General features: G+C 73.1%; 14 protein-coding genes. 6 read left to right on the top strand and 8 right to left on the bottom strand.

What is annotated here, in order from left to right:
* The first annotated feature begins 19 nt into the window (after positions 1-19).
* Positions 20-451, top strand: a complete 432-nt coding sequence (locus tag ASG32_RS12840) for a CBS domain-containing protein (protein WP_020091165.1) — start codon at positions 20-22, stop codon at positions 449-451.
* Positions 452-795: 344 nt separating this feature from the next.
* Here ASG32_RS12840 and ASG32_RS12835 read toward each other — a convergent pair whose 3' ends face one another.
* The 4 genes from ASG32_RS12835 to folE form a co-directional block, all read right to left on the bottom strand.
* A complete protein-coding gene (locus ASG32_RS12835; RefSeq protein WP_056526484.1) occupies positions 796-2,367 on the bottom strand; it encodes an alkaline phosphatase D family protein in 1,572 nt (523 codons plus the stop codon).
* A 90-nt stretch (positions 2,368-2,457) separates the two neighbouring features.
* The gene (locus tag ASG32_RS12830; RefSeq protein WP_056526481.1) at positions 2,458-3,444 is read right to left on the bottom strand and encodes a patatin-like phospholipase family protein; all 987 of its coding nucleotides are present in this window, start codon (positions 3,442-3,444) and stop codon (positions 2,458-2,460) included.
* Positions 3,441-3,863: a phosphoribosyl-AMP cyclohydrolase gene (gene hisI / locus ASG32_RS12825; protein ID WP_020091162.1), complete on the bottom strand. Its 423-nt coding sequence runs from the start codon at positions 3,861-3,863 to the stop codon at positions 3,441-3,443. The genes ASG32_RS12830 and hisI overlap by 4 nt, the downstream gene beginning before the upstream one ends.
* A gap of 20 nt (positions 3,864-3,883) precedes the next feature.
* Positions 3,884-4,702, bottom strand: coding sequence for a GTP cyclohydrolase I FolE (gene folE, locus ASG32_RS12820; protein ID WP_020091161.1), 819 nt, complete (start codon positions 4,700-4,702; stop codon positions 3,884-3,886).
* A 240-nt stretch (positions 4,703-4,942) separates the two neighbouring features.
* Here folE and ASG32_RS12815 point away from each other — a divergent pair, with 240 nt between their 5' ends.
* Both ASG32_RS12815 and yidD read left to right on the top strand, forming a co-directional pair.
* Complete coding sequence (locus tag ASG32_RS12815; RefSeq protein ID WP_020091160.1) at positions 4,943-5,386, top strand: iron-sulfur cluster assembly scaffold protein; 444 nt, start codon at positions 4,943-4,945, stop codon at positions 5,384-5,386.
* Between the two features lie 4 nt (positions 5,387-5,390).
* Positions 5,391-5,723 carry a membrane protein insertion efficiency factor YidD gene (gene yidD / locus ASG32_RS12810; protein ID WP_056526478.1) on the top strand — a complete coding sequence of 111 codons (333 nt, stop codon included), beginning with the start codon at positions 5,391-5,393 and terminating at the stop codon, positions 5,721-5,723.
* 100 nt (positions 5,724-5,823) lie between these two features.
* Here yidD and pdxA read toward each other — a convergent pair whose 3' ends face one another.
* Positions 5,824-6,852, bottom strand: coding sequence for a 4-hydroxythreonine-4-phosphate dehydrogenase PdxA (gene pdxA / locus ASG32_RS12805; RefSeq protein WP_199866108.1), 1,029 nt, complete (start codon positions 6,850-6,852; stop codon positions 5,824-5,826).
* The gene (locus ASG32_RS12800) at positions 6,849-7,952 is read right to left on the bottom strand and encodes a four-carbon acid sugar kinase family protein (RefSeq protein WP_056526475.1); all 1,104 of its coding nucleotides are present in this window, start codon (positions 7,950-7,952) and stop codon (positions 6,849-6,851) included. The genes pdxA and ASG32_RS12800 overlap by 4 nt, the downstream gene beginning before the upstream one ends.
* A gap of 361 nt (positions 7,953-8,313) precedes the next feature.
* Here ASG32_RS12800 and ASG32_RS12795 point away from each other — a divergent pair, with 361 nt between their 5' ends.
* The 3 genes from ASG32_RS12795 (at position 8,314) to ASG32_RS35795 (ending at position 9,963) form a co-directional block, all read left to right on the top strand.
* On the top strand, positions 8,314-9,318 hold the full coding sequence (locus ASG32_RS12795; RefSeq protein ID WP_056526472.1) for a 2-keto-3-deoxygluconate permease: 1,005 nt from the start codon (positions 8,314-8,316) through the stop codon (positions 9,316-9,318).
* A 122-nt stretch (positions 9,319-9,440) separates the two neighbouring features.
* Positions 9,441-9,611 (top strand): DUF3606 domain-containing protein, encoded by a 171-nt coding sequence (locus ASG32_RS32415; protein ID WP_020091155.1) that lies wholly within the window; start codon positions 9,441-9,443, stop codon positions 9,609-9,611.
* A gap of 52 nt (positions 9,612-9,663) precedes the next feature.
* Positions 9,664-9,963, top strand: coding sequence for a DUF2934 domain-containing protein (locus tag ASG32_RS35795; RefSeq protein WP_056526468.1), 300 nt, complete (start codon positions 9,664-9,666; stop codon positions 9,961-9,963).
* 61 nt (positions 9,964-10,024) lie between these two features.
* Here ASG32_RS35795 and ASG32_RS12785 read toward each other — a convergent pair whose 3' ends face one another.
* Both ASG32_RS12785 and ASG32_RS12780 read right to left on the bottom strand, forming a co-directional pair.
* A complete protein-coding gene (locus ASG32_RS12785; RefSeq protein WP_056526464.1) occupies positions 10,025-11,269 on the bottom strand; it encodes a methyl-accepting chemotaxis protein in 1,245 nt (414 codons plus the stop codon).
* A gap of 170 nt (positions 11,270-11,439) precedes the next feature.
* Positions 11,440-14,598, bottom strand: coding sequence for a ribonuclease E/G (locus ASG32_RS12780; protein ID WP_056526461.1), 3,159 nt, complete (start codon positions 14,596-14,598; stop codon positions 11,440-11,442).
* Between the last annotated feature and the right edge of the window lie 415 nt (positions 14,599-15,013).

The raw sequence follows: 15,013 nt of genomic DNA, 5'->3' as shown, positions 1-15,013 counted from the left end.
GTCACACAGGGAGAGAGCCATGACCGTCGCACGCATCCTCGCCGAGAAGGGCAGCTCCGTCGTCACCGTGGGCCCCGACAAGACCCTCGATGAGGTGATCCAGATCCTCGCCGACAAGCGGATCGGCGCCCTCGTGGTCGCCCAGGCCGACGGGACGGTGGCGGGCATCATCTCCGAGCGGGACATCATGCGGGCGCTCGCCCGGCACGGGGGCTCGGCCTTCGACGCGCCGGTCTCGGCCCACATGACCACCGCGGTCACCACCTGCGGTCGGACCACCACGATCGAGGAGGTCATGACCCTCATGACCGACGGGCGCTTCCGCCACGTGCCGGTCTGCGAGGACGGGCGGCTGATCGGCCTGGTCTCGATCGGCGACGTGGTGGCGCGCAAGATCGCCACCGTCGAGGCCGAGCACCAGGCCCTGCGCGACTACATCACGATGGCGTAGGGGCGCCGGCACCGCGCGTTTCCGTCCCTCGCTTCGGGCTGCTTGCCGATCCACCCATCCGCCTTGGCAAGATGGTTTCAGGATCGGGCGCCGGTCCCCTCTCCCGTGCGGGAGAGGGACAGGGTGAGGGATGAGAACTTACAGAATGAGGCGCCCCCTGTCGGCGCATCGATCGCGTGCCCTATCCGGGGAGTTCTCGTCCCTCACCCCAACCCTCTCCCGCACGGGAGAGAGGGCCCGTCGCGCTCCTTCATCAGCGTCGGTCTCCACGCGAGACCTGTGAACATCATCGCCTCTTCAGGGTTGGGGGAGCCCGGATCCTGTCGTTCCTTTCTGCGCCCGCCTCACGCCTTCACGGGATCGAGCTTGACGTGCCAGAGGTCGGTGTCGGCCGCGTCCTTGAGGGTCACCGTCATCTGCTCGGTGGCGCCGTCCACCGCCACGTGGCCGAAGAACTGGTAGCCGGCGGCCGGCGACAGGTTCACCTGGCCCTTGTCGGGCGCCTTCACGTAGCGCAGCTGCGGCCCGAAGGTGTTGTCCAGCGCGTTCGGCCCGAAGGTGCCGGCGTGCAGCGGCCCGGAGACGAACTCCCAGAACGGCTCGAAATCCTGGAACTGCGCCTTGTCGGGGTCGTAGTAGTGGGCGGCCGTGTAGTGCACGTCGGCCGTGAGCCAGACCGTGTTGCGGATCCCCGCGCTCTTGATGAAGCGCAGCAGGTCGGCGATCTCCAGCTCGCGCCCCAGCGGCGGTCCGTCGCCCTGCGCCACCGCCTCCGAGCCGAAATTGCGGTCGGTGTCGTAGGTCACCACGAGGCCGAGCGGCATGTCGGCGGCGATCACCTTCCAGGTCGCGCGGGACTCGAGCAGCGCCCGCTTCAGCCACGCGATCTGCTGCGGCCCGAGGAAGTAGGATTCGGGCCCGTACGCCGTCTGCCGGTTCTCGCCGTTCGGGCCCCGGTAGGAGCGCATGTCGAGCATGAACACGTCGACCAGCGGGCCGTAGCCGATCTTGCGGTAGACCCGGCCGGGCTCCGACGGCTCGAAGCGCATCGGCATGTACTCGTGGAAGGCCTTCGCCGCCCGCAGCTGCAGCGCCAGCACGTTCGGGTCGGCGTACTTCTTCTTCAGGTGCTCGGCCCGGGTCAGCGGCTCCCCCGGCCACCAGTTGTTGGTGACCTCGTGGTCGTCCCACTGGGCCAGGATCGGCACAGCGGCGTTCATCGCCAGGACGTTCCGGTCGGTGAGGTTGTACTTGTGCCGGCCCCGGAACTCCGCGAGCGTCTCGGCCGGCTTGGCCACCTCCTCGGTCACCCGGTTGCGCCACAGGCTGCCGTCGGGCAGCTTCACCTCGGACTGGATCGGCCCGTCGGCGTAGATCGTGTCGCCGGAATGGATGAAGAAGTCCGGCCGGTTCTTCAGGATTGCGGAATAGATCGTCATGCCGCCGCGGGCCTCGTCGATGCCCCAGCCCTGGCCCGCCGTGTCGCCCGACCAGCAGAACGACACCGAGCGCCGGTCCGCCGGCGCGGTCCGGAACCGCCCGACCTGGGCCGGCCCGACGATGGTCGGCGCGGCGACGTCCTCCAGGCGGACCCGGTAGAACACGTCCTGGCCGGCCGGCAGCCCGGTCAGCGTCACCTTCACGGTGCCGTCGGTCTCCGGCAGGGCGTCGGCGAAGACGCCGCCGCGGATGTCGGCGAAGCTCTCGGTGGTCGCCCACTCGACGATCGCCCGGGCCGGCCGGTCGGACCGGGCCCAGACCACCGCCGAGTCGGTGCCGACGTCGCCCGACTGGAGGCCGTGGGTCAGGAGCGGCCGGTCGGCGGCGCGGCTCAGGCCGGGCCGTCCGAGGCCCGTGGCCAGCCCGACGAGGCCGGCGCCTCCGGACAGCAGGATCTGACGGCGACTCGTATACATTGGAGGTCCTCCAGCATGCACGGGCGCCCATCGCAGGCGGCCACGACAGCCGGATGACGGCCCCCTCCGGACGGAGCGCGCCCGGATCCCTCAGGCCCGCGCGGCCGCGCCCTCCAGCACGGCCCGGATCCGGGGCAGGGCGGCGCGGGCGGCGCGGTGCCCGAGGGCGATGCCCTCCGCGGCCCGGTGGAAGTCGAACAGCCCGAAGGCCCCGAGATCCGGGCCGATGGCCACGTCCGGCGGGTCGCGCTCCAGCCGGGCCCGCGAGATCCGGTCCTGGGTGGTGTTGAACGCGTCGAGCACCACCCGGGCGATGCCCGGCACGGCGATCTCGGCCTCGGGTCGGTCGAAGCCCGGCAGGCGCCCGCGCACGACCTGCAGGAAGCCCCGGCGCGGCGGGGCCGGGTGCGGCGCTTCGCGCACCACCGGTCCGCCGGTGTCGCCGTTGAGGTTCACGCAGATGACGAGGTCGGCCCCGAGCGCCCGGGCGAGCGCCACCGGCACCGGGTTGACCAGGGTCCCGTCCATCAGCACGCGGCCGTCATGGGCCACCGGCGGGAACAGGCCGGGGATCGCGTAGGAGGCGCGCACCGCGTCCACCGCCGGGCCCTCGGTCAGGCTGACCTCGTGGCCGGTCCCGTACTCGGTGGCGACGCAGCCGAAGCGGATCGGCAGCGTCTCGATGCGGCGCTCGCCGAGATCCGCGGCGAGGCGCTGGCGCAGGCGGTTGCCGGCGATCAGGCCTGAGCCTGGCAGGCGGGGGTCGATGAGCCCCACCACCCGACGCCGGGTCAGCGCCCGGGCGAAGGCCTCGAGCCGGTCGAGGCGCCCGGCCGCGTAGCAGGCGCCGACCACGGCGCCGATGGAGCAGCCGGCCACCACGGTCGGCGTGATGCCGCCTTCCTCCAGGGCGCGGATCACCCCGATATGCGCCCAGCCCCGGGCCGAGCCGCCCCCGAGGGCGAGCCCGACCTGCGGGCCGGGGCTCGGCGGCGCGCGGACCGGCTCGACGGTTCCGGGCGGGAAATGCGGGTCGGCGGACTCGTCTTGCCACCGCGTGGCAAGAGGGCGGTTCATCGCCCGGCGGCTTTCAGGACGACCCGGCCGTCCGCCTCCCGGACGACGCTGCGGTAGAAGCAGTCGCGCCGGCCGGTGTGGCAGCAGCCGCCGTCGCCGCCGACCTCGACGCGGATCAGCAGGGCGTCCTGGTCGCAGTCGACCCGCATCTCGACGACGCGCTGGATCTGGCCGCTGGTCGCGCCCTTGTGCCAGAGCTCCCGGCGCGAGCGCGACCAGTACCACGCCTCGCCGGTCTCCAGGGTGCGGGCCAGCGACTCGGCGTTCATGTGGGCGAGCATCAGCACCTGCCCGTCCCGCGCGTCCACCGCGATGCAGGCGACGAGGCCGTCGCGGTCGAACCGGGGCGTGAGGGCCGTGCCCTCCTCGATCTCGGCCCGGGTGCCGGGGGGAGCGAAGGCGGTGTCGCGCGCGGTCATGGTCGAGGCGTCGCCCGGGGCTACTTGGCGCCGCCGCGCACCAGGGTCAGGAAGCGGACCTGCTCGTTGGCGTTGTCCTTGAAGACGCCGCGGAACTGGCTGGTGATGGTCGAGACGCCGGCCTTCTGGACGCCGCGCATCGCCATGCAGAGATGCTCGGCCTCGACCATCACGGCGACGCCGCGGGGCTTGAGGATGCTCTCGATCACGTCGGCGATCTGGGCGGTCATGGTCTCCTGCGTCTGCAGGCGGCGGGCGAAGGTGTCGACCACGCGGGCGAGCTTCGACAGGCCGACCACGCCCCGGGTCGGGTAGTAGGCGATGTGGGCAAGGCCCATGAACGGCACCATGTGGTGCTCGCAGTGGGAGTGGAACGGGATGTCGCGCACCAGCACGATGTCCGAGTAGCCCTCCACCTCCTCGAACACGCGCTCCAGCAGCTTCTCGGCGTCGACCGCGTAGCCGCCGAACAGCTGCTCGTAGGCCTTGGTGACCCGGGCCGGGGTGTCGAGCAGGCCCTCGCGGGTCGGGTCGTCGCCGGCCCAGCGCAGGAGGGTGCGCACGGCGGCCTCGGCCTCGGCGCGGCTCGGGCGGCCGGTCTCGATCCCGTCCGGGACGCGGGTCGCGGAGGCCGGCTCGGGCGCCACCTCGACGGGACGGCCCTCATCCACCGGCCGATTGTCATTGCGCATGCCGTTCAGCCCTTGCCCGTCGCCCCCGTTCCGGTCGAAACCCTGGCCGTCACCCTGGTAGGACAAGGATTTGAGCGCGGCATCCATGGCATCTCCGGCCCGCGCGATGCGGGATTTCATCGGGGTGCTGTCGGGCTTGGCGTACATCGTCGGATCGCGTCGGGCGTTCGAGGGAAGATCCCGGGCTCGAAAAGGTTTCAAGCCGGCGCCCCGGGATGGACGAAAGGCCGTGGGAACCACCGTGGCCGTTGGCGCGACCCTGGTCGACGGCCCGCCTCCTCGCGAAGCGGCCGTATGGCGCCTATATCATCGTTCGCGGGGTAACGCGCAATGCGCGATGCACGCGGCAGAGTCCCGATGGGAAGTGTGCCTCCGGCCGAGGACCCGATGCTCGACGACATCTACAACCGCCGTATCCTGGAACTCGCCGCCGACATCCCCCGGCTCGGCCGGCTCGAGAACCCGGACGCGAGCGCCACGGCCCATTCGCGCCTGTGCGGCTCGACCGTGACGGTCGACCTCGTCCTTGGCGAGGACGGCCGGGTCGCGGATTTCGCCCAGGAGGTCCGGGCCTGCGCCCTGGGACAGGCCTCCTCGTCGTTGATGGGCCGGCACGTGGTCGGCGCCAGCGCGGACGAGCTGCGCGGCGTCCGCGCGGCCATGCGGTCGATGCTCAAGGAGAACGGCCCGGCGCCCGGCGGCGCGTGGTCGGACCTCGCGGTGCTCGAGCCGGTGCGGGACTTCAAGGCGCGCCACGCCTCGACGCTCCTGACCTTCGACGCGGTGGTGGACGCCCTCGACCAGATCGCCGCCAAGCGGCAGGCCGCCTGACGGCATGGTCCGGCGCGCCGCCCACTGGGCGATCCGCGGCTACCAGCTGACGCTGTCGGGCCTGATCGGGCGCCAGTGCCGCCACTGGCCGAGCTGCTCCGAGTACGCCGACACGGCCATCGCCCGGCACGGGCTCTGGCCCGGCGGCTGGATGGGCTTCGCCCGGATCTGCCGCTGCGGGCCGTTCGGCACCCACGGCATCGACCTCGTCCCGGAGCGCGTGCCCGCGCGGGCGGCGTGGTACCGCCCCTGGGCCTACGGTCGCTGGCGCGGCGTCGAGGCGCCGCCGTCGCCGTTCGCCTGCGAGGCCGTGGGGCAGGAGGCCGAGGCGCGGTAGATTTCGTTCCTGCTTTGTTTCACGTGAAACACGGGTGCCGGGCGGTCGGGCTGGCGGATCGGAGATCGCTTTTCGGAGATCCCGTGCGCCTGCCCCGCGCTCAACCGGCCTGACGGTTCGCCGCCAGCTTCTCGGCGAACTCGATCGCCTCGATGAGGCTGCGCTCATTGGCGACGCCGGTGCCGGCGATGTCGAAGGCGGTGCCGTGATCGACCGAGGTGCGGATGATCGGTAGCCCCAGGGTGATGTTCACCCCCGACAGGTCCATCCACTTGCCCGTGGCCGGGTCGATCTCGAAGCCCAGGAGCTTGACCGGGATGTGTCCCTGGTCGTGGTACATCGCCACCACCGCGTCGTACTGGCCCGCGCGCAGCTTCACGAACACCGTGTCGCCCGGCACCGGGCCGTGCACGTCGAGCCCGTCGGCGTTGGCCGTCTCGATCACCGGCGCGCTGACATCGATGTCCTGGCGCCCGAACAGGCCGCCCTCGCCGGCATGGGGGTTGAGCGCGGCGACCGCGATCTTCGGCCGGGCGAGACCCAGCCCCTTCAGCGCCCTGTCGGTGAGGTCGATGACGAGGCGCAGGCGCTCCGGGGTCAGGCGCTTGGGCACGTCCTCCAGGGCGACGTGGGTCGTGACGTGGGAGACCCGCATGTTGCCGTGGGCCAGCATCATCACCGAGCCGCGCACGCCGGTCAGCTCCGCCAGCATCTCGGTGTGGCCGGCATAGTGGTAGCCGGCCCTGTTGAGCGCCTCCTTGTTGAGGGGCGCGGTGACGATGCCGCCGATCCGGCCGGCCAGGGCGAGGCGAACGCCGGCCTCGATCGCCTTGTAGGCGAAGCGGCCGCCGTCGGCCGAGAGCCGGCCGGGCTCGATCGGCGCGCCCTCCGCGTCGGCCTGGAGGCAGCACAGCGCCGGCCAGTCGCCGTCCTCGGCGACCTCGGGAACGGGATCGGGCAGGAGGCCGAGCGCCCGCTCCGCGCGGCGCAGGGAAGGGGCGCTGCCGATGACGACGAGCTTGAGGTCGCCCGCGTCGATCCGGTGCTTCAGCCGGGCGGTGGCCTTGACGATGATCTCCGGGCCGATGCCGGCCGGATCGCCCATGGTGATGGCGAGATGTGAGGTCACGCGTCGCTCCTGCTGCGCGGAAAGCCGTTGCCGTGAAGTAGATCGCGCCAGACGCCCTCTGTTCCGAAGGCGCCGGATTTGGACACGACCGCGAGCCCGTCCCAGCGTCCGCCCCGCAGGGTCGAGCGGGGCAGGCCCGGGGTGATCTGCCCGGTGACGTCGAGGCGCGCGACGGAGAGCGCGAGGCACAGCGCCTTCAGGGTCTCGCCGCCGGCCACCAGCAGCGTGCCGGGCCGCGGGATGCGGTCGATCACCCGCGCGAAGGTCTGGGCGATCCGCGCCGCGGCGTGCTCCCGGGCGGTGCCCTCGGGCAGCGCGAGGCTCGCTAGGACGACGCCGTCCCGGTCGAGGCGCTCGGCCACCGCGCCGGCATGGTCCGGGTGGCGCGCCGACAGGACGAGGTGGTGGCGGCCGCAGGCCGCGAGCTGCGCCGCGGTCTCGGGCCGGTCCGAGCCGAACAGCCCGAGGACCGGGCCGGCGAGCCGGTCGTCGCCCGGCGCCGCCACGCCGCGCGCCAGGGCCGCCGCGAGGCCGCCGCTGCCGCACCAGAGCACCGGTCCGTCGCCGCCGAGATCCGCGACCCGGGCGAGGTCGGCGTCGCTCGCCGCGTCGTAGACGGCGACGCCCGCCACCGGCCCGTCGGACACGTCGGCCCGGCGCGCCGGCAGCCCGACCGCCCGCAGGCCCTCGGCGATGTCGCCCGAGACCGGCTCGAAGCCCGCGCCGCGCCGGGCGAGCTGCCGCCCGCCCTCCGTGCGGCGTCCCTGATACGGGAAGGCCGGCGCCACCACGCAGCGCCCCCAGGTCCCGGTGCGCAGCACGGCCGCGAGTTCGGCCGCCCAGGGGCCGCGCAGCAGGCTGTCGACCTTCTTGAAGGCGATGTCGGCGCCGTCCAGCCGGGGCGCGAGGGCGCCGACGATCCGGTCGGCGTCCGCGGCCGAGCCTTCCCGGGTGCCGGAATCGATCGCCAGGCAGCCGGATCCGTCCGCCGCCAGGATCTCCGGCCACGCCACCGGGATCGACCCGCACAGGCCGGTGAAGCCCGCGGCCGTGTCGAGGGTGCCGGTGAGATCGTCGGCGATGAGGCGCAGGCGGGTCATGTCGGGCGGATCATGGCGGGAGCCGCGCCGGCCGCGCCGCCCGGCCGAGCGCGGCTCGCGTGCTCGTTGTCAGGTTGTCGCGCGGCATACCGACCGGCCGGCGCGGCGGCAAGCGGGCGGCCCCGCGCCGCGGATCGGCCGCCGCCCGGGCGAGGCCTCCGGGTCGGGGGGAGCCGGACAGGGACGGGGACGTCGCCGCGGATCGTGCCGGGCCCGCCCAGTCAGGGATGGGCCCGCCCAGTGGCCAACAGTGCACCGGTCCGGCCGCGCGTTGCGCGGACTCGTCGAAAGGTTGTAGCAGCCCGCCCGGGGGCCAGCGGGTGCCGGGGCTCGGGACGGGCCGGCACCGGAAGGGCGACCCATGCAGATTCCCATCAAGCGCTCCCTGGAGCGCGTGCCCGGCGGCCTGATGGTGGTGCCGCTGTTCCTCGGCGCGATCCTCCACACGCTCTTCCCGGACACCGCGACCTTCTTCGGCTCGTTCACTGGCGCGCTGTTCAACGGCGCCCTGCCGATCCTGGCGGTCTTCTTCGTCTGCATGGGCGCGGGCATCGACTTCCGCGCCGCCCCGGCGATCGCCCGCAAGGGCGGCGTCCTGCTGGCCGCCAAGGTCGGCGTCGCGGCGATCATGGGCGTGGTGTTCGGGCAGATCCTCGGCGAGGCGCCGGTAGCCGGGGGCGCCTTCGCGGGGCTGTCGACGCTGGCGATCGTCGCCGCCATGAACGACACCAACGGCGGGCTCTACCTCGCCCTGATGGGCCAGTTCGGCCGCCCGAAGGATGCGGGCGCCTACGCGATCATGAGCCTCGAATCCGGGCCGTTCCTCACCATGGTGACGCTCGGGCTGGCGGGCCTGTCGGCCTTCCCGTGGCCGACCCTGGTGGGCAGCATCCTGCCGCTGCTGATCGGGATGATCCTCGGCAACCTCGACCGCGACATGCGCGCCTTCCTGTCGGGGGCGGCGCCGGTGATGATCCCGTTCTTCGCCTTCGCCCTCGGCTTCGGGCTCGACCTCGCCAAGATCTGGCAGGCGGGCCTCCTCGGCATCGGCCTCGGCGCGGCGGTGGTGGCGATCACCGGGGCGGCCCTGTTCGTCGCCGACCGCCTCACCGGCGGCAACGGCGTGGCGGGCGTCGCCGCCGCCTCGACGGCCGGCAACGCCGCCGCCGTGCCGGCGATCATCGCCGCCGCCAACCCGGCCTACAAGGAGGCCGCCGGCCCCGCCACCGTGCTGGTGGCGGCGAGCGTGGTGGTCACGGCGCTGCTCGTGCCGCTGCTGACCGCCTTCGTGGCGGGGCGGGTCCGCCCGGACGCGGCCGAGGCCGATCCGGCGCCGGTCCCCAGCCCCGCTCCGACCGCACCCTGACGTCTCTCGCGGTCTAGCTGCGCGTCCCGCGCGACCGGCGGCAACCGAAGTCTCCGAGTCCGGTTGTCCCTCCAGGAAGCGCGGCACGGCCGCGTCTCACGGCGAACCGGAGCGGGCACTGCATGTCGACCGAATCCAGAGGCAAGACGCATATCGACATCTACGACCGCGCCACACGCGAGGAGTGGGCGCAGCGTTTCGGCGTCAGCGAGGAGAGGCTGCGCAAGGCAGTGACCATGGTCGGCAGCCGGATTACCAGCGTCGCCGCCTATCTCGACAAGCCGGCCGCCTGAGACCGGCGCCATGGAAGTGCCCCCCGATTTCCGTCCGCCTCCGGATCATCCGATGGCGGGGACACCGGCGCACGGATCCGCACTCGGGTCCGAGTCTGGGTCCGAGCCCGCGCCGGGAACCGCGTCCGGGACCGACGCGGCGGCACCGCAGCCTTCGGCGCGGTCGTCCGACACGATCACGTTCGAGCAGATCCGCGAGCGGGCCTACGAGCTCTGGGAGCGCAACCACAGGCCCGAGGGCTTCGAGATCGAGTTCTGGCTGCTGGCCGAGCGGGAATTGCGCAAGGAGCGCGATCGCCGGAAGGCCGACGCGGCGCCGGCAGCGCCGCGCTCCGATCCGCCGCCGGCCTGACGGTCTCCGACCTTCATCCGAGACGGTCCCGGGTCACCGCAGACCCGGGGTCGGATGACCTTCAGGCCTCGATCGCCGCCCGGGCTTCCTTCACCGCCGCCTCGAAGGCGACGAACGCCGTGGTCGCCGAGTCCCAGGTCTGGCTGCGCACGTGGCGGACCAGGGCGGCCGCCTGCTCGCGGGCCTGCGCCAGGGGCTTCTCGATGGCGGCCGGCCGCGTCGCGTCGGCGGGGACCCCCTCCGGCGGCGTGTCTGTCGAGCGCATGCCGACCAGGGTCGCCGCGATGGCGCGCCGCCACGCGGCGCAGTCCGCCGACAGGCGGATCACCCGCTGATCCGCGGCGGTGCCGGTCTGCCGGTCGAGCAGGGTGCGGCCGAGATCCTCGATCCGTCCGAGCTGCGCGAGGGCGTCGCCGATCTCGCGGCGGGCCTTGTCGGTCCCTTCCGCGATGCGGCCGACGTTCTGGGCGATGTCGCCGGTGGCCTGCATCTGCTGGCCGAGGATCTCGGAGGCCTCACGCATCTGCGCCGCGACGTTCGCGACGGCGCCGCTCTCGGCCTCGACGCGGGCATTGGCCCGAACCATCGCGGACGCGCCGGCCTCGACGGCGTTGCGGCTGCGCGTCACGGCGGCCTGCATCGCCGCCATCTCCTCGCGCAGGCCGCTGACCCGCGCCCGGATCTCGTCCGTCGCCTTCGCGGTCTGCGCCGAGAGCGTCTTCACTTCGGCGGCGACCACCGCGAAGCCGCGGCCGGCCTCGCCGGCCCGCGCCGCCTCGATCGTGGCGTTGAGCGCCAGCAGGTTGGTCTGGGCCGAGATCGCCGCGATCGTGCCGGCCATCTCCTCGATCCGCAGCGCCGCGGTGGAGAAGCTGTCGAGCCGGCTGCCGATCTCCTCGGTGCCTTCCTCGATCCCGCGCATGCCGTCGGTGGCGCGATGCAGGTCGCCCACGCAGGTGGCGATGCCGGCCCGGGCCGTCTCGGCCATCTCGGCCGCCGACGAGGAGCGGGCGGCGATCTCACCCGTGGTCGCGGCGAGCTCCTCGCTGGCGGCCGCGATGAGCCGGGCCTGCTCGGCGGTGCCGGAGGCGTCGTGGGTCATCCAGCCGATCGAGGTGCCGGCGTCGGACGCGGAGGCGGACAGGCGCGCCAGGAGAGTCAGCCATTCCCGATCGACGGCCGGCTCCGCGACGGGCGTCGGGGCCGTCTCGACTGGCAAGACCGCCGCCGTCTCGACCGGGGCGGTCGCCGTCACCGGGGTTGCTAGCGCGTCAGGGATCTGACGCTGCCGGCGCAAACTGAACATGCGGGCCTCTCCGACACTCTAATCGGGGCGCATGGTCACACAGAACCTTCAACCAATGGTGAAGGATAGACAAGTCTCTCGACAAGCGTTGCGGGGCATCGGTGCAGCGCAACACGTCTACTTCGAGAAGTTGCGCCCCCTGATAGCGCTCTATCAGGGGGCGCAATGCTTCATTCGCCGGTCAGGGCCGCCTTGGTGCGCGACCACCAGCCGGCGCGCTTCGGCCGGTCCGGATCGGACGGCGGCGTCAGCACGATCGCCACGGGCTCGGGCGCCGGCTCGGCGGGAGCGGCCTCGGGCGAGCCGGCCTCGGCCTGCGCGCCGACGGTCGCCCGATCGGCCGCCGGCGCCGCGGACTCGACCGGGGCCACCGGCAGGTCCACCGCGGTCTCGGTCCGGTCCTCGGCGGCCGCGGCCGGCGCCGCCTCGATCGCCTCGGCCACAGCCTGGGCGCTCACCGGCTCCTCCGCCGACAGGGCGACGACATCGCCCGCGGCTTCCGGCGCGTCGTCCGTCTCGGACGCCTCGCGGGTGCGGCCCTCGCTGCGACCGCGGCCGCCCCGGCGCCCGCGGCGGCGGCGACGGCCGCCCTCGTCCTCGGACCGCGCCGCCTCGTCCGAACCCGCGACGGCCTCGTCGGCCTCGCCGGCCTCCGCGGCGACGGCCGCAGCGGGAGCCTCGGTCCCGGCCGGCTGCGCGCCGTCCCAGTCCCCATCGCTCCGTTCCGCGTCCGAACGGGCGTCGTCGCGGCCGTCGTCCTGCTGGTCGTCCTGATCGTCGTCGCCGCGATCGTCCTCGGCGCGCCCGTCCTCGCCGCGGCCCTCCTGGCGACCGCCGCGCCGGCGGCGGCGACGGCGGCGGCGGCGGCCCTCGCCCTCCTCGCGCGACCCGTCCTCGCGGGCCTCGGCGCGGCCCTCGTCGGCCTCGCCCTCGGCGTCGGTCTCGGTCTCAGTCTCGGTCTCGGTCTCGGCCTCGTCGGCCTCCTCGTCCTCGTCGTCGAACTCCATCGCGGGCGAGATCGCCTGGGCGCGTACGCCCGTGACCGGGCCCTCCGCCCGCTGGGCCGGCTCACCGCGGTCGAGCTGGAACGGTGTGGTCGCCGCCAGCCGCTCGTCGGCCGCGATCGTGATCGTCACGCCGAAGCGCACCTCGAGCTCGCGCAGGTGTCCGCGCTTCTGGTTGAGGATGTAGAGCGCGATCTCGGTGCGGGTGCGCAGGACGAGGTTGTGGGAGGCCGACTTGAGCAGCACCTCCTCGATCGAGCGCAGGATGTGCAGCGCCACCGACGCGGTGGCGCGCACGAAGCCCGAGCCGCCGCAATGGGCGCAGGGGATCGAGGAGGATTCGAGCACGCCGGTGCGGATCCGCTGGCGGCTCATCTCCAGGAGGCCGAAGGGCGAGATCCGGCCGACCTGGATGCGGGCGCGGTCGTTCTTCAGGCACTCGTTGAGCTTCTTCTCGACGGCGCGGTTGTTCCGCTTCTCCTCCATGTCGATGAAGTCGATGACGATCAGGCCCGCGAGGTCGCGCAGCCGGAGCTGGCGGGCGACCTCCTCGGCGGCCTCCAGGTTCGTCTTGAGGGCGGTGTCCTCGATGTCGTGCTCGCGGGTGGCGCGGCCGGAGTTCACGTCGATCGAGACCAGGGCCTCGGTCGGGTTGATCACGAGGTAGCCGCCGGACTTCAGCGAGACGTGCGTGGAGAACATCGCGTCGAGCTGCTGCTCGACGCCGAAGCGGGCAAAGATCGGCGTCGAGTCGCGGTAGGGCTTCACGACCTTGGACTGGCCGGGCATCAGCATCCGCATGAAGTCCTTGGCCTCGCGGTAGGCGTCCTCGCCGGCGACCAGAACCTCGTCCAGATCCTTGTTGTAGAGGTCGCGGATGGCGCGCTTGATCAGCGAGCCCTCCTCGTAGACGAGGGCCGGCGCCATCGACGTCAGGGTCAGCTCGCGGACCGACTCCCACAGGCGCATCAGGTACTCGAAGTCGCGGGCGATCTCGGGCTTGGACCGCGAGGCGCCGGCGGTGCGCAGGATGACGCCCATCCCCTCGGGCACCTCCAGGTCCTGCACGACCTCCTTCAGGCGCTTGCGGTCGGCCGCCGAGGTGATCTTGCGGGAGATGCCGCCGCCCCGGCCGGTGTTGGGCATCAGCACCGAGTAGCGGCCGGCGAGCGACAGGTAGGTGGTGAGCGCCGCGCCCTTCGTGCCGCGCTCCTCCTTGACCACCTGCACCAGGATGATCTGGCGGCGCTTGATCACCTCCTGGATCTTGTACTGGCGGCGGTAGTGGCGCGGACGCTCCGGGATCTCGGCCAGCGCGTCGCCGTTGCCGCCGACCTGGGCGATCTTGGGCTCGGCGTCGGGATCGTCGGACTCCTCATCGGACTCCTCGTCCGAGTCGTCATCCTCGTCAGACTCGTCCTCGTCGTCCTCCGACTCGTCCTCATCCTCGTCGTCGTCGGATTCCTCGTCGTCCTCCTCGGAGGCCTCGTCCGACGCTTCGGCCGACGGGTCGGCGGCGGTCGGCGCGGTCTCCTCGGCCTCGCTCGCCCCAGCCTCGCTCTCCTCCGTCACGATCGCGTGCGCGGCGGTCTCGTCCGGCGCGTCGGACACGGTCAGCGCCTCCGCCACGGCGATGCGGGCCTCCGGCTCGGAGGGGGCGTCCTCGGACGGGGCGGAGTCGGCGGCGACCGACTCCGACGCGGCGGGGGCCGCCTGCGCCTCGACCGGCGCGGTCTCGGTCGCGGGCTCGGCGGCCTGCGCCGGCTCACCCTCCGGGAGGTCGCCGGCGGCGGCCTCGGAGGCGAGGGCCTCCTGCACGGCCTCGGGGTTCTCGGACAGCGTGTCGGGCTGGACGGCCGGGTCGATCCCCGACTCGTTCCGGATCTCGGCCTGATCCTCGCTCTCGGACGCCGCGTGCGTGTCCTCGGCGCTCACGGTCTCGTCGGCGCCGCGGGCGCGGGCCTCGGCACGGCGGCCGCGGGACCGGCGCGACGACGACCGGCGACGGCGCTCCTCGCGCTCGCGGTGCTCCTCGGCGTCGCGGGCCTCCTCTTCGAGGAGTGCCTGCCGGTCGGCCAGCGGGATCTGGTAGTAGTCGGGATGGATCTCGTTGAAGGCCAGGAAGCCGTGGCGGTTCCCGCCGTACTCGACGAACGCCGCCTGGAGCGACGGCTCCACCCGGGTGACCTTGGCGAGGTAGATGTTGCCGCGCAGCTGGCGCCGGTTGGCGGCTTCGAAGTCGAATTCCTCGACCCTAGACCCGTGGACCGTGACGACCCGGGTCTCCTCCGGGTGCATCGCGTCGATCAGCATTTTGTTGGCCATGTCGGACTCTCGGCATGGCGGCCGACGTCGTTCTCCGTGCCCGTGGTCCCGGCGGCGCCTCGCCCGACGTCAATGCTGTCGGGCGGGATGCCGGCCTCGTCGCCGAGGCGGATGGGTTCGAGGGGAAATTGCCGTCAACCGCCGTTCGGCGCCCTGGGCGCCTGGGGTTGAAACAGGCCGGGCGGACGGACGGACCGGCGTGACGCACCGTTTGCGCCTCCGGGGCACGCGCAGCCTTATGCTGGGCCGTGCGTCCGTCCATCGTGGTCCCGACCTCGCGAAACAATCTCGGCCGGCGGGGGACCGGCCGTGAATTCCTGGGTGCGGCGGAGGATCTCCGCCGCGTCGTGCGACACCTGCCCGATCGCGGGCGGCACATGCCGCCGCCAAGCGGACCGACAGGGCCCGCCGCGAC

This window comes from Methylobacterium sp. Leaf361 (assembly GCF_001424445.1).
Taxonomy (GTDB): domain Bacteria; phylum Pseudomonadota; class Alphaproteobacteria; order Rhizobiales; family Beijerinckiaceae; genus Methylobacterium.
This window is presented reverse-complemented; position numbering and strand designations above follow the sequence as displayed.

Excerpts from the sequence above, each read along its gene's own strand:
- ASG32_RS12815 (WP_020091160.1), top strand. The coding sequence starts at position 4,943 with ATGCTCGACGACATCTACAACCGCCGTATCCTGGAACTCGCCGCCGAC.
- ASG32_RS12785 (WP_056526464.1), bottom strand. The coding sequence starts at position 11,269 with ATGTTCAGTTTGCGCCGGCAGCGTCAGATCCCTGACGCGCTAGCAACC.
- ASG32_RS12840 (WP_020091165.1), top strand. The coding sequence starts at position 20 with ATGACCGTCGCACGCATCCTCGCCGAGAAGGGCAGCTCCGTCGTCACC.
- ASG32_RS12795 (WP_056526472.1), top strand. The coding sequence starts at position 8,314 with ATGCAGATTCCCATCAAGCGCTCCCTGGAGCGCGTGCCCGGCGGCCTG.
- folE (WP_020091161.1), bottom strand. The coding sequence starts at position 4,702 with ATGTACGCCAAGCCCGACAGCACCCCGATGAAATCCCGCATCGCGCGG.
- yidD (WP_056526478.1), top strand. The coding sequence starts at position 5,391 with ATGGTCCGGCGCGCCGCCCACTGGGCGATCCGCGGCTACCAGCTGACG.
- ASG32_RS35795 (WP_056526468.1), top strand. The coding sequence starts at position 9,664 with ATGGCGGGGACACCGGCGCACGGATCCGCACTCGGGTCCGAGTCTGGG.
- hisI (WP_020091162.1), bottom strand. The coding sequence starts at position 3,863 with ATGACCGCGCGCGACACCGCCTTCGCTCCCCCCGGCACCCGGGCCGAG.
- ASG32_RS12780 (WP_056526461.1), bottom strand. The coding sequence starts at position 14,598 with ATGGCCAACAAAATGCTGATCGACGCGATGCACCCGGAGGAGACCCGG.
- ASG32_RS12830 (WP_056526481.1), bottom strand. The coding sequence starts at position 3,444 with ATGAACCGCCCTCTTGCCACGCGGTGGCAAGACGAGTCCGCCGACCCG.
- ASG32_RS12835 (WP_056526484.1), bottom strand. The coding sequence starts at position 2,367 with ATGTATACGAGTCGCCGTCAGATCCTGCTGTCCGGAGGCGCCGGCCTC.
- ASG32_RS12800 (WP_056526475.1), bottom strand. The coding sequence starts at position 7,952 with ATGACCCGCCTGCGCCTCATCGCCGACGATCTCACCGGCACCCTCGAC.
- ASG32_RS32415 (WP_020091155.1), top strand. The coding sequence starts at position 9,441 with ATGTCGACCGAATCCAGAGGCAAGACGCATATCGACATCTACGACCGC.